Origin of the sequence: Kitasatospora sp. NPDC092039 (assembly GCF_044756065.1) — a bacterium.
Taxonomy (GTDB): Bacteria; Actinomycetota; Actinomycetes; order Streptomycetales; family Streptomycetaceae; genus Kitasatospora.
The window spans coordinates 1-13,809 of record NZ_JBIVSD010000013.1 but is presented as its reverse complement, the minus strand read 5'-3'; the positions used below and the strand labels follow the sequence as shown (position 1 = coordinate 13,809).

13 protein-coding genes are annotated in these 13,809 nt (G+C 72.0%); 5 read left to right on the top strand and 8 right to left on the bottom strand.

The window, feature by feature from the left end; translation table 11 throughout:
• Positions 1-185: 185 nt before the first annotated feature.
• Positions 186-761 (bottom strand): ATP-binding protein, encoded by a 576-nt coding sequence (locus tag ACIQI7_RS24385; protein WP_401113272.1) that lies wholly within the window; start codon positions 759-761, stop codon positions 186-188.
• Between the two features lie 418 nt (positions 762-1,179).
• Here ACIQI7_RS24385 and ACIQI7_RS24380 point away from each other — a divergent pair, with 418 nt between their 5' ends.
• The gene (locus ACIQI7_RS24380; RefSeq protein ID WP_350524265.1) at positions 1,180-2,046 is read left to right on the top strand and encodes a helix-turn-helix transcriptional regulator; all 867 of its coding nucleotides are present in this window, start codon (positions 1,180-1,182) and stop codon (positions 2,044-2,046) included.
• Positions 2,047-2,124: 78 nt separating this feature from the next.
• Here the strand turns inward: ACIQI7_RS24380 and ACIQI7_RS24375 are convergent, their stop codons facing one another.
• The gene (locus tag ACIQI7_RS24375) at positions 2,125-2,730 is read right to left on the bottom strand and encodes a TetR/AcrR family transcriptional regulator (protein ID WP_387756623.1); all 606 of its coding nucleotides are present in this window, start codon (positions 2,728-2,730) and stop codon (positions 2,125-2,127) included.
• Between the two features lie 260 nt (positions 2,731-2,990).
• The gene (locus tag ACIQI7_RS24370; protein ID WP_401113269.1) at positions 2,991-4,505 is read right to left on the bottom strand and encodes an MFS transporter; all 1,515 of its coding nucleotides are present in this window, start codon (positions 4,503-4,505) and stop codon (positions 2,991-2,993) included.
• Positions 4,506-4,592: 87 nt separating this feature from the next.
• Here ACIQI7_RS24370 and ACIQI7_RS24365 point away from each other — a divergent pair, with 87 nt between their 5' ends.
• On the top strand, positions 4,593-5,030 hold the full coding sequence (locus tag ACIQI7_RS24365; RefSeq protein ID WP_401113267.1) for a MarR family winged helix-turn-helix transcriptional regulator: 438 nt from the start codon (positions 4,593-4,595) through the stop codon (positions 5,028-5,030).
• 37 nt (positions 5,031-5,067) lie between these two features.
• On the opposite strand, the gene ACIQI7_RS24360 is transcribed toward ACIQI7_RS24365, so the two are convergent.
• From ACIQI7_RS24360 to ACIQI7_RS24340, 5 genes are all read right to left on the bottom strand, one after another.
• Positions 5,068-6,015, bottom strand: coding sequence for a M56 family metallopeptidase (locus ACIQI7_RS24360; protein ID WP_401113266.1), 948 nt, complete (start codon positions 6,013-6,015; stop codon positions 5,068-5,070).
• A 173-nt stretch (positions 6,016-6,188) separates the two neighbouring features.
• A complete protein-coding gene (locus ACIQI7_RS24355) occupies positions 6,189-6,743 on the bottom strand; it encodes a DUF5134 domain-containing protein (RefSeq protein ID WP_401113264.1) in 555 nt (184 codons plus the stop codon).
• A 328-nt stretch (positions 6,744-7,071) separates the two neighbouring features.
• A complete protein-coding gene (locus ACIQI7_RS24350) occupies positions 7,072-7,830 on the bottom strand; it encodes an amino acid ABC transporter ATP-binding protein (RefSeq protein WP_401113262.1) in 759 nt (252 codons plus the stop codon).
• Positions 7,827-8,765 carry an amino acid ABC transporter permease gene (locus ACIQI7_RS24345; protein ID WP_401113582.1) on the bottom strand — a complete coding sequence of 313 codons (939 nt, stop codon included), beginning with the start codon at positions 8,763-8,765 and terminating at the stop codon, positions 7,827-7,829. The genes ACIQI7_RS24350 and ACIQI7_RS24345 overlap by 4 nt, the downstream gene beginning before the upstream one ends.
• 98 nt (positions 8,766-8,863) lie before the next feature.
• Positions 8,864-9,751: an ABC transporter substrate-binding protein gene (locus ACIQI7_RS24340; RefSeq protein ID WP_401113261.1), complete on the bottom strand. Its 888-nt coding sequence runs from the start codon at positions 9,749-9,751 to the stop codon at positions 8,864-8,866.
• 532 nt (positions 9,752-10,283) lie between these two features.
• On the opposite strand from ACIQI7_RS24340, the gene ACIQI7_RS24335 reads away from it, so the two are divergent.
• The 3 genes from ACIQI7_RS24335 to ACIQI7_RS24325 are packed head-to-tail and all read left to right on the top strand — an operon-like array spanning position 10,284 to position 13,512.
• Positions 10,284-11,684: a DUF6421 family protein gene (locus tag ACIQI7_RS24335; RefSeq protein WP_401113259.1), complete on the top strand. Its 1,401-nt coding sequence runs from the start codon at positions 10,284-10,286 to the stop codon at positions 11,682-11,684.
• Positions 11,681-12,439, top strand: a complete 759-nt coding sequence (locus ACIQI7_RS24330) for an SDR family NAD(P)-dependent oxidoreductase (RefSeq protein ID WP_387756615.1) — start codon at positions 11,681-11,683, stop codon at positions 12,437-12,439. Before ACIQI7_RS24335 ends, ACIQI7_RS24330 begins: the two co-directional genes overlap by 4 nt.
• Entirely contained in the window at positions 12,436-13,512 is a 1,077-nt protein-coding gene (locus ACIQI7_RS24325) for a threonine aldolase family protein (protein WP_387756815.1), read from the top strand. Before ACIQI7_RS24330 ends, ACIQI7_RS24325 begins: the two co-directional genes overlap by 4 nt.
• Positions 13,513-13,809: the final 297 nt, after the last annotated feature.

The following is a 13,809-nucleotide window of genomic DNA, read 5'->3' as shown; positions in this document are numbered from 1 at the left end:
AGCACGTCCCGGAATCCGCCGGTCGCTCCATGGCACCGGAAATCCGCGGCGGGGCCTGGGGGAAGGGCCCGGGGTGTGGTCCTCCCGGGGTTTCCCTCGACCGGCCGCACGCCGTCCGGCGCGGGATCCGTCCTGGGGTGGGCTTCGCCCTGGGCGCGGCGTCCGTCCTGGACGCGGAGCCCCTCCTAGGCCGAGCGCCGATGCCGTCCGCCGACGTCGACGGGGCCGTCCAGCGCTGAGCGGCCGCCGAGTCCGGGGTGCCCGTCCAACGGGGAGCCGCCGACCTCCTCCGCCTCGAACATCGCCCAGACCACCTTGCCGCTGCCCAGCGGGTGCCAGCCCCAGGAGCGGCTGAACGACTCCACCAGGTGCAGTCCGCGACCGGACTCGGCGACGAAGTCGGCCTCCCGGGCGACCGGTCCGGTGCTGCTCGGATCGCTCACCGCGCAGACCACCTGGGGTGCGCGGTGCACCAGGCTTATTCGGATCGGAAGCCGGCCGCCCGCGGTCGGCTGTAGGGGAAAGTCGTACTCGCCCTGGATGCCGCCCGGTTGATCGGGCCGTGCGCCGATCGCGTGCCGGAGGGCGTTGGTCACGAGTTCCGAGGCCACCAGCGCGACGTCGTCGAACAGCTCCGTCAGGTTCCAGCGCTGGAGCGTGCTCCGAGCGAAGTCGCGCGCGGTTCTGACGGCTTCGAAGCGAGGAGCGAGCGTACAGGTGACCACATGGGGGTCAACCGCCAAAGCCGTACCGGTGCTCATGAAGAGCTCCTCCCATAAGGGGGCGGACACGGCTGGACCCGCCGGGGTCATGCCGGTCACCTCCGACTCGCTCGGCCGCTCGGCCGCCCCCTCGACCAGGCGCCCGCGCACTCGGACGCCCGATGACGCGGGGGACGCCGTCGGGTCGGTGCACGGAGTCGCGCGTGGGGTCGACGCGGAGCCCGCGGGATTGCCAGGGATGTGCAGGTGCACGTGCACCATGGTGGTGTGCGCTCACTGCAGATGCAAGAGTCGATTCACGTGCAGTCGCACTATTGGCATATGCAAGCGCCGAATGCACGTGCATCCTGGTGCACGGAGCACGGAACTGATAGGAACATCCGTCAGTATCGGCACCGTGAGCGCTCAACTGATGGCAGACTGTGCGCTGTTTGCCCTAGGTGGAGGTTTCGACCGCATGACCACAGTTCAGCCGGGCGGCGGCTCGATGGTCCGCCGGATCCTCCTCGGCTCGCAGCTTCGCCGCCTGCGCGAGGCGCGCGGCATCACCCGCGAGGACGCGGGCTACGCGATCCGGGCCTCCGAGTCCAAGATCAGCCGCATGGAGCTCGGCCGCGTCAGCTTCAAGGAGCGTGACGTCGCCGACCTGCTCAGTCTGTACGGCGTGGACGACGGCATCGAGCGGGAAGCCCTGCTCGGCCTGGTCCGCGAGGCCAACAAGTCCGGCTGGTGGCACAGCTTCAACGACGTGCTGCCGGGCTGGTTCCAGACCTACGTCGGCCTGGAGGAGGCCGCCCAGCTGATCCGCACCTACGAGGTGCAGTTCATCCCCGGACTGCTGCAGTCCGAGGAGTACGCACGGGCGGTTTTCGGCCAAAGTCGGCCGGTCATCAGCGAGGAGGAGGTCGAGCGGCGGGTCAGCCTCCGGCTGCGGCGCCAGAAGCTGCTGACCGAGGGCGCCAGCCCGCGCCTGTGGGCGGTCATCGACGAGGCGGCGCTGCGCCGGCCGGTCGGCGGGCCAAAGGTGATGCGCGGTCAGGTGCAGTACCTGATCGACGTCGCCGAGCAGGCCAACGTGGTGATCCAGGTCATGCCGTTCCGGTTCGGCGCCCACGCGGGCGAGTCCGGGGCGTTCACGATCCTGCGCTTCCCGGAGCAGGACCTCGCGGACGTGGTCTACCTGGAGCAGCTCACCAGCGCGCTCTACCTGGACAAGCGCGACGACGTCGACGCCTACATCCAGGTCATGGAGCGGCTCTGCGTGGACAGCCTCACGCCGGAGCGCACGATAGACCTGCTCGCCTCGATCCTGAAGGAACGCTGAGCCGCTGCCGCCCGGGGCCTGTGAGCCCCCTCCCTCGCGAGGCCCCCGGTAGCGGCCCGCCAGGCCGCCCACCCGCCGTCAGCCGCGGGCCGGCGGCCGTTCGCGTTCCGGCGGGGTCGGGTGCGGCGGCCGGCCCAGCTCCCAGGCCAGCTCGTAGCGGCGGAAGAGGTCGGCCCGGATCGGTGCCAGCGGGATCTCGGCGCCCGGCAGCAGCACTCCGATGCAGCCGCCCATCAGCGCACTGCGCAGCACCGCGTGCTCGGCGACCGGGTCGGGCGCGCCCCAGTCCCGCAGCAGTCCCTGGAGGATGGCGCCGAGCTGCTGCTGCTCCGGGTCCTGGACGAAGGCGCCGGTGTCCGGGTCCAGGATCAGCGCCAGGTGGGAGCGCATCACCCGGGGGTGGTCCAGCGCCAGCCCGAGCACGGTGTCGATCGCCCGGGCCAGCCGGGCGTCGGGGGAGGAGCCGGGTGCCAGTTCCGCCAGCGCGCCGGCCAGCGCCTGGTGCATCATCCGGTGCGTCGCGGACTGCATCAGCAGCCGTTTGCCGTCGAAGTAGTACGAGAGCAGCCCGCGGGCGAGCCCGGCCCGCTCGGCGATGTCCGTCAGTGTGGTTCCCGCGTAACCTCGCTGGTCGACCAGCTCGACGGTGGCCCGCATGATGCGCCGACGGGAGCGTTGCCGCATCTCCTCATTGACCGAATCCCCGCGGGGTGCCATCGTGTCTGCTCCGAACGTTCGTTGGCTCCGAGCCAATATACTTGTGGAGCCGACAGCTGCACCGGAGAACCGCGCCCCGACGACGGGCGCGGCCCGGGCGGCCGCCACGAAGACGGCCGGCTCCACCGACACGGGGGTTTGGTGGAGCCGGCGCCATGGTCCGACGGCCCGGGGGCTGCCCTTCGGCGGCCGGCTCTCCGCGGTCGGCCGTCCGACGAGCCCGGCGGTCAGTGCTTGGTCAGGACCTCGGTCCTGGCCGCGGTCGATCCGTCCGACGTGTAGTCGTAATCCGGCACGGGCACGGGAGTCGCCTTGCGGCGCCGGTCCACCAGGGCGCCCGCCGCCGCGACCACCAGGCCGACCAGGGCCACCACCGTGACGAACAGCAGTGCCGGCCGGTAGCCGTCCAGCTGGGCCTGCGGGCTGTCGCCGCCCGCGCTGCCAGCCGTGATCATCGCGGTCGCTCCGGCCAGCACCACCGCGGTGCCGACCTGGATGGCGGTGTTCACCAGGCCCGACGCCAGGCCCTGTTCCTCGTCGGCCACGCCGTCGGTGGCGGCGATGTTCACCGACGGGAAGGCGAACGCGAAGCCCACGCCGAGCAGCAGCATCGAGGGCAGCACCAGGCCCGGGTACGAGCTGTGCTCGTCCAGCCGCAGGAACAGCGCGAAGGCGGCGACCAGCGAGAGCAGACCGATCGGCAGCAGCCGTCCGGTGCCGAAGCGGTCCACGATCGGGCCCATGAAGGGCGCCGAGAGCGCGATGAGGGCCGCGGCCGGGAGCAGTCCGAGGGCCATCTCCAGGGCCGACCAGCCGAGCAGGTGCTGGAGGTAGAGGGTGACCACGAACTGGAACCCGCCGTACGCGCCGGTCATCGCGAAGGCGACCACGTTGGCCCGGGCGACGGAGCCGTTGCGGAAGATGCCGAGCCGGACCAGCGGGTGCGCGGTGCGGCTCTCCACCCGTACGAAGGCGGCGGCCAGCACGGCGACGACGAGCAGCGAGCCGAGGGTGCGCGGGCTCAGCCAGCCGGCGCCCTGGGCCTCGGTGACGGTGAAGACCAGCAGCAGCACGGTCGCGGTTCCGGTGATCGCGCCCAGCACGTCGTAGCCGCCCTTGGCGGGCTCCTCGACCGGGCGGGGGAGCAGCCGGACGGCGAAGGCCAGGGCGAGCAGCGCGACCGGGACGGGCATCAGGAAGGTCCAGCGCCAGCCGACCGAGGTGAGCAGGCCGCTGAGCACCAGGCCGAGCGAGAAGCCGCTGGCGCCGCAGGTGGTGTAGATGGACAGCGCGCGGTTGCGGGCCGGGCCCTCCGCGAAGGTCGTGGTGATGATCGACAGGCCGGCCGGGGCGGTGAAGGCGGCGCTGACGCCCTTGAGGAAGCGGGCCGCGATCAGCAGGCCGCCGTCGTCGACCAGACCGCCGACCAGTGAGGCGGCGGCGAAGACGCCCAGGGCCACCAGGAACACCCGGCGGCGGCCGAGCAGGTCGGCGGCGCGTCCGCCGAGCAGCAGCAGGCCGCCGTAGCCGAGCACGTAGCCGGAGACCACCCACTGCAGGGTGGAGGTGGACAGGTGCAGGTCGGAGCCGATGGACGGAAGGGCGACGCCCACCATGGAGACGTCCAGGGCGTCCAGGAACATGGCGGCGCAGAGCACGATCAGGGTGCCCCAGAGGCGGGGAGTCCAGTGCGGCCCGCTGGTTGACGGGGCGTCGGGTGACGTGACGGTCGCGGTGGTCATGGGGAGGACAGTACATGCACGTGCATCCAATGCAAGTGAATTAGATGTGAACGCAATAATTGCCGATGCACGTGCTAGGGTGGCGGCGTGGCTGAACTCGACTCCCCGGCGGAGGCAGGTCTCGTCGCGCGGTGGCGCGAGCTGCTGGCGCGGCATGCCGCCACGGCCTGCCTGCTCGACCGCGAGCTGGGCGAGCGGTACGGGCTGGGCATGAGCGAGTTCGAGGTGCTGGAGCGCCTCGTCGAGGAGTGCGGGGGTGGCGGCGGGCACGCGGTGCGGGTGAGCGAGCTGGCCCACACCGTGCACCTGAGTCAGAGTGCGCTCTCCCGGCTGATCGCCCGCCTGGAGAAGGCCGGACTGGTCACCCGGGCGATGTGCGAGAGCGATCGGCGGGGCGTCCTGCTCACCCTCACCGAGGCCGGCCGGGAGCGCTACGAGCAGGCCAGGCCGCTCCACCGCGAGGTGCTGGACCTGACCCTCGGCGACGGCCTCGGCCCGGTCGGCGGGCCGCCCTCCTCGGGCTGACGGTCCGCCAGCCGGTCGGCAGCGGTGCGGGGTTGCCTCAGAACAGTGTCCGCAGTCCCGGTGCGGCAGCCAGCAGGACGACCACGGCGGGCGTGGCGAGTGCCGCGACGGTGAGCCGCAGCCGGTGCGGGACGGAGAGCCGCGGACGGCCCGCGAGCAGCCGGTCCACCCGCTTCGGCGACTGCGCCAGGCCGGGCGGGCAGGAGCCGAACACCCCGCGGTTCAGGTTGAGTTCGGCCAGCGCGAGGGCGGTGGTGTGCCGACCGTGCCGACGGGCGGCCCGGTCGTCGGCGGCCAGCTCGACCAGCTCCGCCACCTGGTCCCGGAAGGCGCTGAACACGCCGACCCCGGGGAAGCCGGAGGCGAGCGCCTGGGCGAACTGCTGGAGCCAGTGGTGACGGGCCCGGACGTGGCCGCGCTCATGGCTCAGCACGGCGGCCAGCTCCCGGTCGGTCAGCTGCTGGAGGGCGCCGGTGGTGACCACCAGCCGGGAGTCCGGCCCGGGCAGCGACCATGCCTCCGGGCGGACGTTCTCCAGCACCACCAGGCGCTCCCGGCGGGCCCGGGCCGTCTCGATCGTGTCCGGCAACTCCGGCGCGCGGCTGGCCAGTTGGGCGTGGCGCCGACTGCGCAGCGCCTTGGCCGTACGGACCTCCCGAGTGAGCGCCAGCACCGTCTGCACCCCGCCCGCGGCCAGCACCGCGGCGCACAGCCGGCCCCAGCCCTCGGCGCCCTGGAGGCCGTACGCCGCCTCCACGCCGTGCGGTGCGCCGGCGAACACCATCGCGCGCAGCTCCGGCAGGGCGGCGGAGGCGGCCAGGAGGAGTCCCAGCGCGCAGCAGAGCAGCACGGCCACCACCAGGCACTGCCACACCAGCAGCGCCAGCACCGGTTCGCGCTCCACCCAGCGGGCCCGGGCCAGCAGCCGGGGCGCGACGGTCGAGAGCAGCAGTCCGAGCAGCAGCAGGACGATCAGGGCAGGCATCGATGGGCTCCCCGAGTACGCACGGAACGCGACAACGCGCTCCCTGCCAACCTATGTGCCGGCGAGGCGCGGTGGAACGGCTTTCGGCCGGCCAGTGACCAACGCCACGCCCGGGCAGGCGCCTTGGGGTGCCGACGAACGCCTTGGCGGTGCCGGGCGGGGCCGCCCGGCCGTCACATGGTCAGGAGCATGGCGAACATGCCGATGCCCATGGTGAGCCGACAGGCCTGCGGCAGCCCGGCGGTGCCGATCGCGAGGGTGCCCGCCGGGGTGCGCAGCAGCCGGCTGCCGGTCCAGAGGGTGTACCCGCCGAAGTAGAGGAGGAGCGCCCCGGTCAGCGCCGGAAGGCCCAGGGCGGCGGCCCGGTGGTGCCCGTGGCCGGAGGCGGCCGCCATCGCCACGGCCATGTACGTCATGGCGAGCGCGCCGACGGCGTGGTGCAGCCGGTGGGTCCGCCCGGCCGGGGCGTGGGCGGCGGCGAGCAGGAAGCCGGCGGCGGGGAGGCCGAAGAGGCCGGCCCAGACGGTGGGCGGAACGGCCGCTCCGGTGACGGCCATCGCGGCCATCCCCAGCCCCATCAGCGCCTCGGCGGCGTCGGACTCGCGGGTGAGCGGTCCGTGCGTGCCGCCCGGGGTGCAGGGGGAGTGGCGCAGCCGGACCAGGCAGGAGGTGCCGGCGCCGGCGGCGAGGAGGGCGAGGAGCCAGTTGACCAGGACGGGTCCGTGCAACGGCGGCCTCCCGGGGGTGGGCGCCGGGGAGGCGAACAGGTGACGACGGACAGAGGGCGACGAACAGCGGACAGATGACAGATGATGAAATCTGTCATCTGTCATCTGTTAGCCGTCGGCTGTCACCTGTTCGCCGCCCCCGCGCGCGGCGACGGACATCCGCTCCACGATCACCGCACCCCGCCGGGCGCAGCCAGGCGCGTACAGGGGCGCACAGTGGTGCCGGTCGTCGCGAAAGCCACGTCCGCACGCCTCGGCCGTATGTGCCTGGCTGGCCGCACGCCCGGTCGAGGACACCTCCCCGCCCGCCGTCGGCGGAGGGCCGGGCTCAGCCCTGGAGCCGTCCGGAGGCGACCACCCGGCTGAGGAACCGCCGGGTCCGCTCCTCCTGCGTATCGCCGAACACCTGCTCCGGCGGCCCCTGTTCGAGCACCACCCCGCCGTCCAGGAAGCAGACCTGGTCGGCGACCTCGCGGGCGAACCCCATCTCGTGCGTGGAGAGGACCATCGTCATCCCCTGCTCCTTGAGGTCCCGCACCACCGACAGCACCTCGCCGACCAGCACCGGGTCGAGGGCCGCGGTGATCTCGTCCAGGAGCAGCAGCCGCGGCCCGGTGGCCAGCGCGCGCACGATGGCGACCCGCTGCTGCTGTCCGCCGGAGAGCCGGTCCGGGTACTCCTTCGCCTTGGCCGCCAGCCCGAGCCGGTCGAGCAGTTCCAGCGCCCGGGCCTCCGCCTCGCCCCGGGCGACCCGGTGCACCCGGCGCGGCGCGAGCGTGATGTTCTCCAGCACCGTCAGATGCGGGAACAGGTTGTACGACTGGAACACCACGCCGATCCGGCGCCGCACGGCGTCCTCGTCCGCGCGCGGATCGGTGATCTCCTCGCCGTCCAGGAAGATCGCCCCGTCGTCGATCCCCTCCAGCAGGTTGACGCAGCGCATCAGCGTGGACTTGCCGGAGCCGGAGGCCCCGATCAGCGCCGTCACCGAGTGGTCGGCCACGGCGAGGTCCACGTCGCGCAGCACCACGTGGCCGCCGAAGGTCTTGCGCACCGACTCCAGCCGGAGCACCTCGTTCGAGGTCACACCGCACCTCCCTGGAGTTGGCGGCGGTTCGTCCGGGTGGTCAGCCAGTCGGCGAACCGGGTCAGTGGAATGGTCAGCACGATGAACACCAGCCCCGCCACCAGGTACGGCGTGAAGTTGAAGGACCGGGCCGCGATGATCTTCGCCGCGTACACCGCGTCGATCGCGCCGCCGATCGAGACCAGCCCGGTGTCCTTCTGGAGGCTCACCAGGTTGTTGAGCAGCGGCGGCACCACCCGGCGGACGGCCTGCGGAAGCACCACGTAACGCATCGCCTGCGCGTTGGTCAGGCCCAGCGACCGGGCCGCGGCCCGCTGGCTCGGGTGCACCGACTCGATGCCGGAGCGGAACACCTCCGACACGTACGCCGAGTACGTCAGCACCAGGGCCGCCCCGCCCAGCAGCAGCGGATCGGTGGTCACCCCGGTCAGGCGCAGCGCGGGCACCCCGGTGATCATCACCAGCAGGCAGATGATCATCGGCAGCCCGAGGAAGAAGTCCACGTACGCGGTGGCCAGCAGCCGCACCGGCAGGAAGACCGGCCCGCGCAACGTCCGGAGCACCGCCAGCAGCAGTCCGAACACCAGGATCAGCGCCCCGCAGCCGAGCATCAGCTCCAGGTTCAGCCGCAGCCCCCTCAGCACCTCGGGCAGCGCCTGCCGGGCGTAGTCGAGGTTGAAGAAGGTCCGCCGGGTCACCTCCCAGCCCGGGGAGTTGACGACCAGCAGGTAGAGCACGGCGGCCGTGGCCAGGGTCGACGCGGTGGCGATCAGCGCCGAGCGCCGGGCCCGGGCCCGCCGGTAGGCCTCGTGCGCCAGCCGCCGCTCGGACGGGCGGTAGTCGTCCTCCGCCACCGGCGCGCCGGTTGGCGAAGCCGCCGTCCCGGACCGCGGTGCCGGCGTCCCGGCGCCCGCGTCAGGACCTCCGGTCCGCATGCCCGGCGTGTCGTTCCGGTCACCCGGAGCCTTGGCGAGCTCCACCGGACCCGCGCCCTGCGACGCCTCCCCGCTCGGTTCGGGGCCCAGGTCAGCGCTCACTTCAGCACCGGTGCCGAGACGGCGTCGGAGAGCCACTGCTTCTCCAGCTTCGCCAGCGTGCCGTCGGCGCGCAGCGCGTCCACCGCCTGCGAGACGCAGCCGGTCAGCTTGGAGCCCTTGTCCAGCACCAGGCCGAACTGCTCGGCCTTCGCCGTCGCCTCGAACTGGCCGACCACCTGGGCCTCCGGCACCTCGGCGCCGGTGATGTAGAAGGCGGTCGGCAGGTCCACCACCAGGGCTTCGATCTGGCCGTTCTTCAGCGCGGCCTTGGCCAGGTCGTTGGAGTCGAAGACGGCCGGCTGGGTGGTCGGCTTGATGGTGCCGGTGATGGTGTCCAGGCTCGTGGTGCCGACCTGCGCACCGAGCTTGGTGCCCTTGAGGTCGGCGATGCTCCTGGCGCCGGCCGCCTTGGAGTTCTTCAGCGCGATGACGGTCTGGCGCACGTCGTAGTAGCCGGAGGAGAAGTCCACCGCCTGCTTGCGCTCGTCGCTGACGGACACCTGGTTGATGTCGAAGTCGAAGTCCTTGGCGCCCGGCGCGGTCGCCTTGTTGAACGGCGCGACCACCCAGCTGACCTTCTCCTTGGGGTAGCCGAGCTTCTCGGCGACGGCGTAGGCCACGGCGGACTCGAAGCCCTTGCCGTTCTCCGGCTTGTCCTCGGAGAACCACGGGTCGTACGCCGGCTTGTCCGTGCCGACGGTCAGCGTCCCGGCGGTGCGCGTGGCCAGCGCCCCCGGCGCGCAGCCCGCCGCCGACCCGGCCGCGCCCGGGGCGCCGGAGGCGGCGTCGGACGTCGAGTCCTGCGGCGCGCAGGCGGTGAGCACGGCCGCGGCGGCGACCAGCGCGGCGACGGGCAGTACGGCGGACGGCTTGCGGAGGGTCATGACGGGGCTCCAGGGAAGGACCGGCGGGACGGTGGAACGAGAAGGAGGGGTACGGGAGGCCGCGAGGGGCGGCCCGCGTCCCGGCGGGTCACTTCCCCCCGGTGGCGGCGCCGGAACACACGCGGCATCGTCGGCGTACGGGGCCGCGTCCGCGGTGCCCCCCGAGTCGGATCGGCGGCAGCCGGGTCGGCGGCGGACCGGTCAACAACAGCGGCGACAGCGGCAGCGGAGGCCGCGCGCGCGACAGCTACGGCGCACCTGCCGACGGGAGGGCACCCGGAACGGGCTGTCGTGGCGTACGGCCACCGTGATCACCGCCGGGAGCATGCGGGGAGGTTCGCATCAGAACGGCGCATCTGTCCAGAACATCCAGATCAGTGTCCACATGTCGGACAACCCGTCTCCCGCCGAAGGTTTCGGCGTCGGAGGGGCGGTGCGCCGGAGCTTTGCCGGTCCTTGCCCTCTTGAACGGGAGAACCTTTCGTACTTATGGTGTTCCCGTTGAAATAACTCCTGTCGAAGTGAGTCCCCGATGCAGAATCTTTCGCCAAGGCTCGCTGTGGCGGCCGACGCCCCGGTCTCGACCCTCGCCGGCCACCCGGCCTGGCTGCGCCTGAAGGAGGCCGTCGAGACGCTGCGCCCGCTCCAGTCCAAGGACGGCTCGATCGACCTGTCCGCCGTCCAGCGGCACACGGTCGACCCGCTGGTCGCCACCGTCCGCGCCGCCGTCGAGGAGCTCGCACCGAACTTCCCGCACGACGCCGCCTACCTGGCCGCCGTCGACGCGGACCTCGCCAAGTGGGCCGACACCGGCTACCGCGAGCCCGACTTCCTGGACTCGCTGCTCGCCTTCCAGCCCGCCGACCAGCGCGAGGACGGCCTGGAGCACCTGGTCGTCTTCCCGATGTACACCCAGAACGGCAACCCGGACCGCAACCTGGAAGCCGTCCTGCTGCGCGTCGTGTGGCCCGACTGGCTGGCCGAGCTGGAGCGCACCCGCTTCGACAACCCGATGTTCGTGCCGATCACCTTCACGGACTTCACCGCCGGCTACGACACCAACTCCGCCGTGCTCTTCCCCGAGACGGTCGCCGTGCGCAAGGCGCCGGAACGCTTCACCTGGGGCGGCATCTTCTGCGACCGCGAGGCCGCCCGCTTCCGCGCGGTGTCCACCAGCGCCGTCCAGCAGCTCGGCCTGGAGATCCCGGCCGACGCCGAGGGCCTGCTCCAGGACCAGCAGCGCGCGCAGGAGACCTTCGTCCTGTGGGACCTGGTCCACGACCGCACCCACAGCCACGGTGACCTGCCCTTCGACCCCTTCATGATCAAGCAGCGCAGCCCGTTCTGGATGTACGGCCTGGAGGAGCTCCGCTGCGACCTCACCACCTTCAAGGAGGCGGTGAAGCTGGAGACCGAGGGCAACCCGCACGCCCGCGACGTCCAGTACGCGATCCTCTTCGACCGCCTGTTCCGCTTCCCGGTCTCCGGCGACCGGGTGCGCAACTACGACGGCCTCGGCGGCCAGCTGCTCTTCGCCTACCTGCACAAGCACGACGCCCTGCGCTGGCGCGACAACCGCCTCAGCATCGACTGGGAGCGCGCCCCGCAGGTCACCAACGCGCTCTGCGGCGAGATCGAGAAGCTGTACCGCGACGGCATCGACCGGCCCAAGCCGGCCCACTGGATCGCCGCCTACGAGCTGGTCTCCCGGTACCTCACCCCGCACCCCGCCTCGACGTGGGCGAAGGGCCCCGAGGCCCTCCCGCTCGGCATCACCGACGGCAAGGCCCTCAACAAGGCCCTGTGCGACGCCGTGCTCCCGGACGAGTTCCCGCTGAGCATGTTCTACGAGGCCCTCAACAAGAAGCTGAGCGGCGTCATCGCCTCCACCACCGGCATCACCGGTAACACCGCCCAGGGAGCCGCAGCGTGACCACCTCCACCAACGCCCCGCTGGCCGGCAAGGTCATCGCCGTCGCCGGAGCCAGCGGCCCGGCCGGCCGCGCCGTCCTGCGCCGTCTCACCGCCGACGGCGCCACCGTGATCGGCGCCGACATCGACGCCCAGCGGCTGGAGTCCGCCCTGGACGCCACCCGGGTGGCCGTCCGCGGGGCCAAGGTCAGCGGCCAGGTGATCGACCTGCTCGACCCGCAGGAGGTCCACGACTGGGCCGACCACCTGGAGTCCGAGCACGGACACGTCGACGGCCTGTTCCACCTGGTGGGCGGCTGGCGCGGCAGCAAGACCTTCTTCGACACCCGGCTGGACGACTGGGACTTCCTGCACGACACCGTCGTGCGCACCCTCCAGCACACCTCGCTGGCCTTCCAGCCCGCGCTGGTCCGCAGCACCGCCGGCCGCTACGCGATGATCTCCGCCTCGGCCGCGCACAAGCCCACCGCCGGCGGCGCCGCCTACGCGGCCGCCAAGGCCGCCACCGAGGCGTGGACCCTCGCCATGGCCGACTCCTTCAAGAAGGAGACCACCGACCCCGAGGGCGAGCCCACCGCGGCGGCTGCGATCCTGGTCATCAAGGCGTTGGTCAGCCCCGAAATGCGGGCCGAGAAGCCGGAGGCGAAGTTCGCCGGCTTCACCGACACCGCCGACCTCGCCGGACACCTGGCGGCCCTCTGGGACCGCCCCGCAGCGGAACTGAACGGACAGCACCTGTGGCTGACAGCCCGATGACCGACTCCAACCGTACGGACGCGGTACGGCGGCACGACCCCGCCGTCCGCGGCTTCGCCAGCGACAACTACGCCGGCGTGCACCCGGAGGTGCTCGCCGCGATAGCCCTCGCCAACGGCGGTCACCAGATCGCCTACGGCGAGGACGACTACACGGCCCACCTCCAGGACGTCTTCCGCCGCCACTTCGGCGAGAAGGCGGAGGCCTATCCCGTCTTCAACGGCACCGGCGCCAACGTGGTCGCCCTCCAGTCGCTGCTCCCGCGCTGGGGCGCGGTGGTCTGCGCCGAGTCCGCCCACATCCACGTGGACGAGGGCGGCGCCCCGGAGAAGATGGGCGGCATCAAGCTGCTCACCGTCCCCACCCCGGACGGCAAGCTCACCCCCGAGCTGCTCGACCAGCAGGCCTGGGGCTTCGGCGACGAGCACCGCGCGCAGCCGCTCGCGGTCTCCATCACCCAGAGCACCGAGCTCGGCACCCTCTACACCGTCGACGAGATCCGCGCGATCACCGAGCACGCCCACCAGCTGGGCATGCTCGTCCACGTGGACGGCTCCCGCCTGGCCAACGCGGCCGCCTCGCTCGGCCAGCCGCTGCGCGCCTTCACCACCGACGTGGGCGTGGACGTGCTCTCCTTCGGCGGGACGAAGAACGGCCTGCTGCTCGGCGAGGTCGTGGTGGTGCTCAACCCCGAGCGGGTGCGCAACATCAAGTACCTGCGCAAGACCTCGATGCAGCTCGCCTCGAAGATGCGCTTCGTCTCGGTCCAGTTCGAGGCCCTGCTCTCCGGTGACCTCTACCTGCGCAACGCCGGCCACGCCAACGCGATGGCCAGCCGCCTGGAGGCCGCGGTCCGGAAGATCGACGGCGTCGAGGTGGTCCGCCCGGTCCAGGCGAACGCGGTGTTCGCGATCCTCCCGCGCGAGGTGAGCGAGCGGCTGCAGAAGCGCTACCGCTTCTACTTCTGGAACGAGCACACCGGCGAGGTCCGCTGGATGTGCGCCTTCGACACCACGGAGGCCGACATCGACGCCTTCGCGGCGGCCATCGCCGAGGAGATGGGCCGCGCCTGACGGTGCTCGAACAACGGATCGTCCCGCCCTGCGACAGCAGGGCGGGACGATTTGCATGTGGCGGGCCGGTCCCCGTACAGTTCCGGAGTCGCCGCGGGAGACCGGGGCGGCAAAGCGGAAAGCGAATCCGATGAATGAAACTCCGGAAAACGGGGCGGAAAGCATCTGATAAGCTGGAAACACGGAAGAACGAAGCCCGGACGGCCTGCTGGAAGGCGGCTCGAAGGAAGCGTCCGTTCCTTGAGAACTCAACAGCGTGCCAAAAGTCAACGCCAGATATGTTGACATCCCCGGCCT

Bases quoted from the DNA above. Each gene is read 5' to 3' on its own strand.
- ACIQI7_RS24385 (WP_401113272.1), bottom strand. From the start codon at position 761: ATGAGCACCGGTACGGCTTTGGCGGTTGACCCCCATGTGGTCACCTGT.
- ACIQI7_RS24380 (WP_350524265.1), top strand. From the start codon at position 1,180: ATGACCACAGTTCAGCCGGGCGGCGGCTCGATGGTCCGCCGGATCCTC.
- ACIQI7_RS24375 (WP_387756623.1), bottom strand. From the start codon at position 2,730: ATGCGGCAACGCTCCCGTCGGCGCATCATGCGGGCCACCGTCGAGCTG.
- ACIQI7_RS24370 (WP_401113269.1), bottom strand. From the start codon at position 4,505: ATGACCACCGCGACCGTCACGTCACCCGACGCCCCGTCAACCAGCGGG.
- ACIQI7_RS24360 (WP_401113266.1), bottom strand. From the start codon at position 6,015: ATGCCTGCCCTGATCGTCCTGCTGCTGCTCGGACTGCTGCTCTCGACC.
- ACIQI7_RS24345 (WP_401113582.1), bottom strand. From the start codon at position 8,765: ATGCGGACCGGAGGTCCTGACGCGGGCGCCGGGACGCCGGCACCGCGG.
- ACIQI7_RS24340 (WP_401113261.1), bottom strand. From the start codon at position 9,751: ATGACCCTCCGCAAGCCGTCCGCCGTACTGCCCGTCGCCGCGCTGGTC.
- ACIQI7_RS24335 (WP_401113259.1), top strand. From the start codon at position 10,284: ATGCAGAATCTTTCGCCAAGGCTCGCTGTGGCGGCCGACGCCCCGGTC.
- ACIQI7_RS24325 (WP_387756815.1), top strand. From the start codon at position 12,436: ATGACCGACTCCAACCGTACGGACGCGGTACGGCGGCACGACCCCGCC.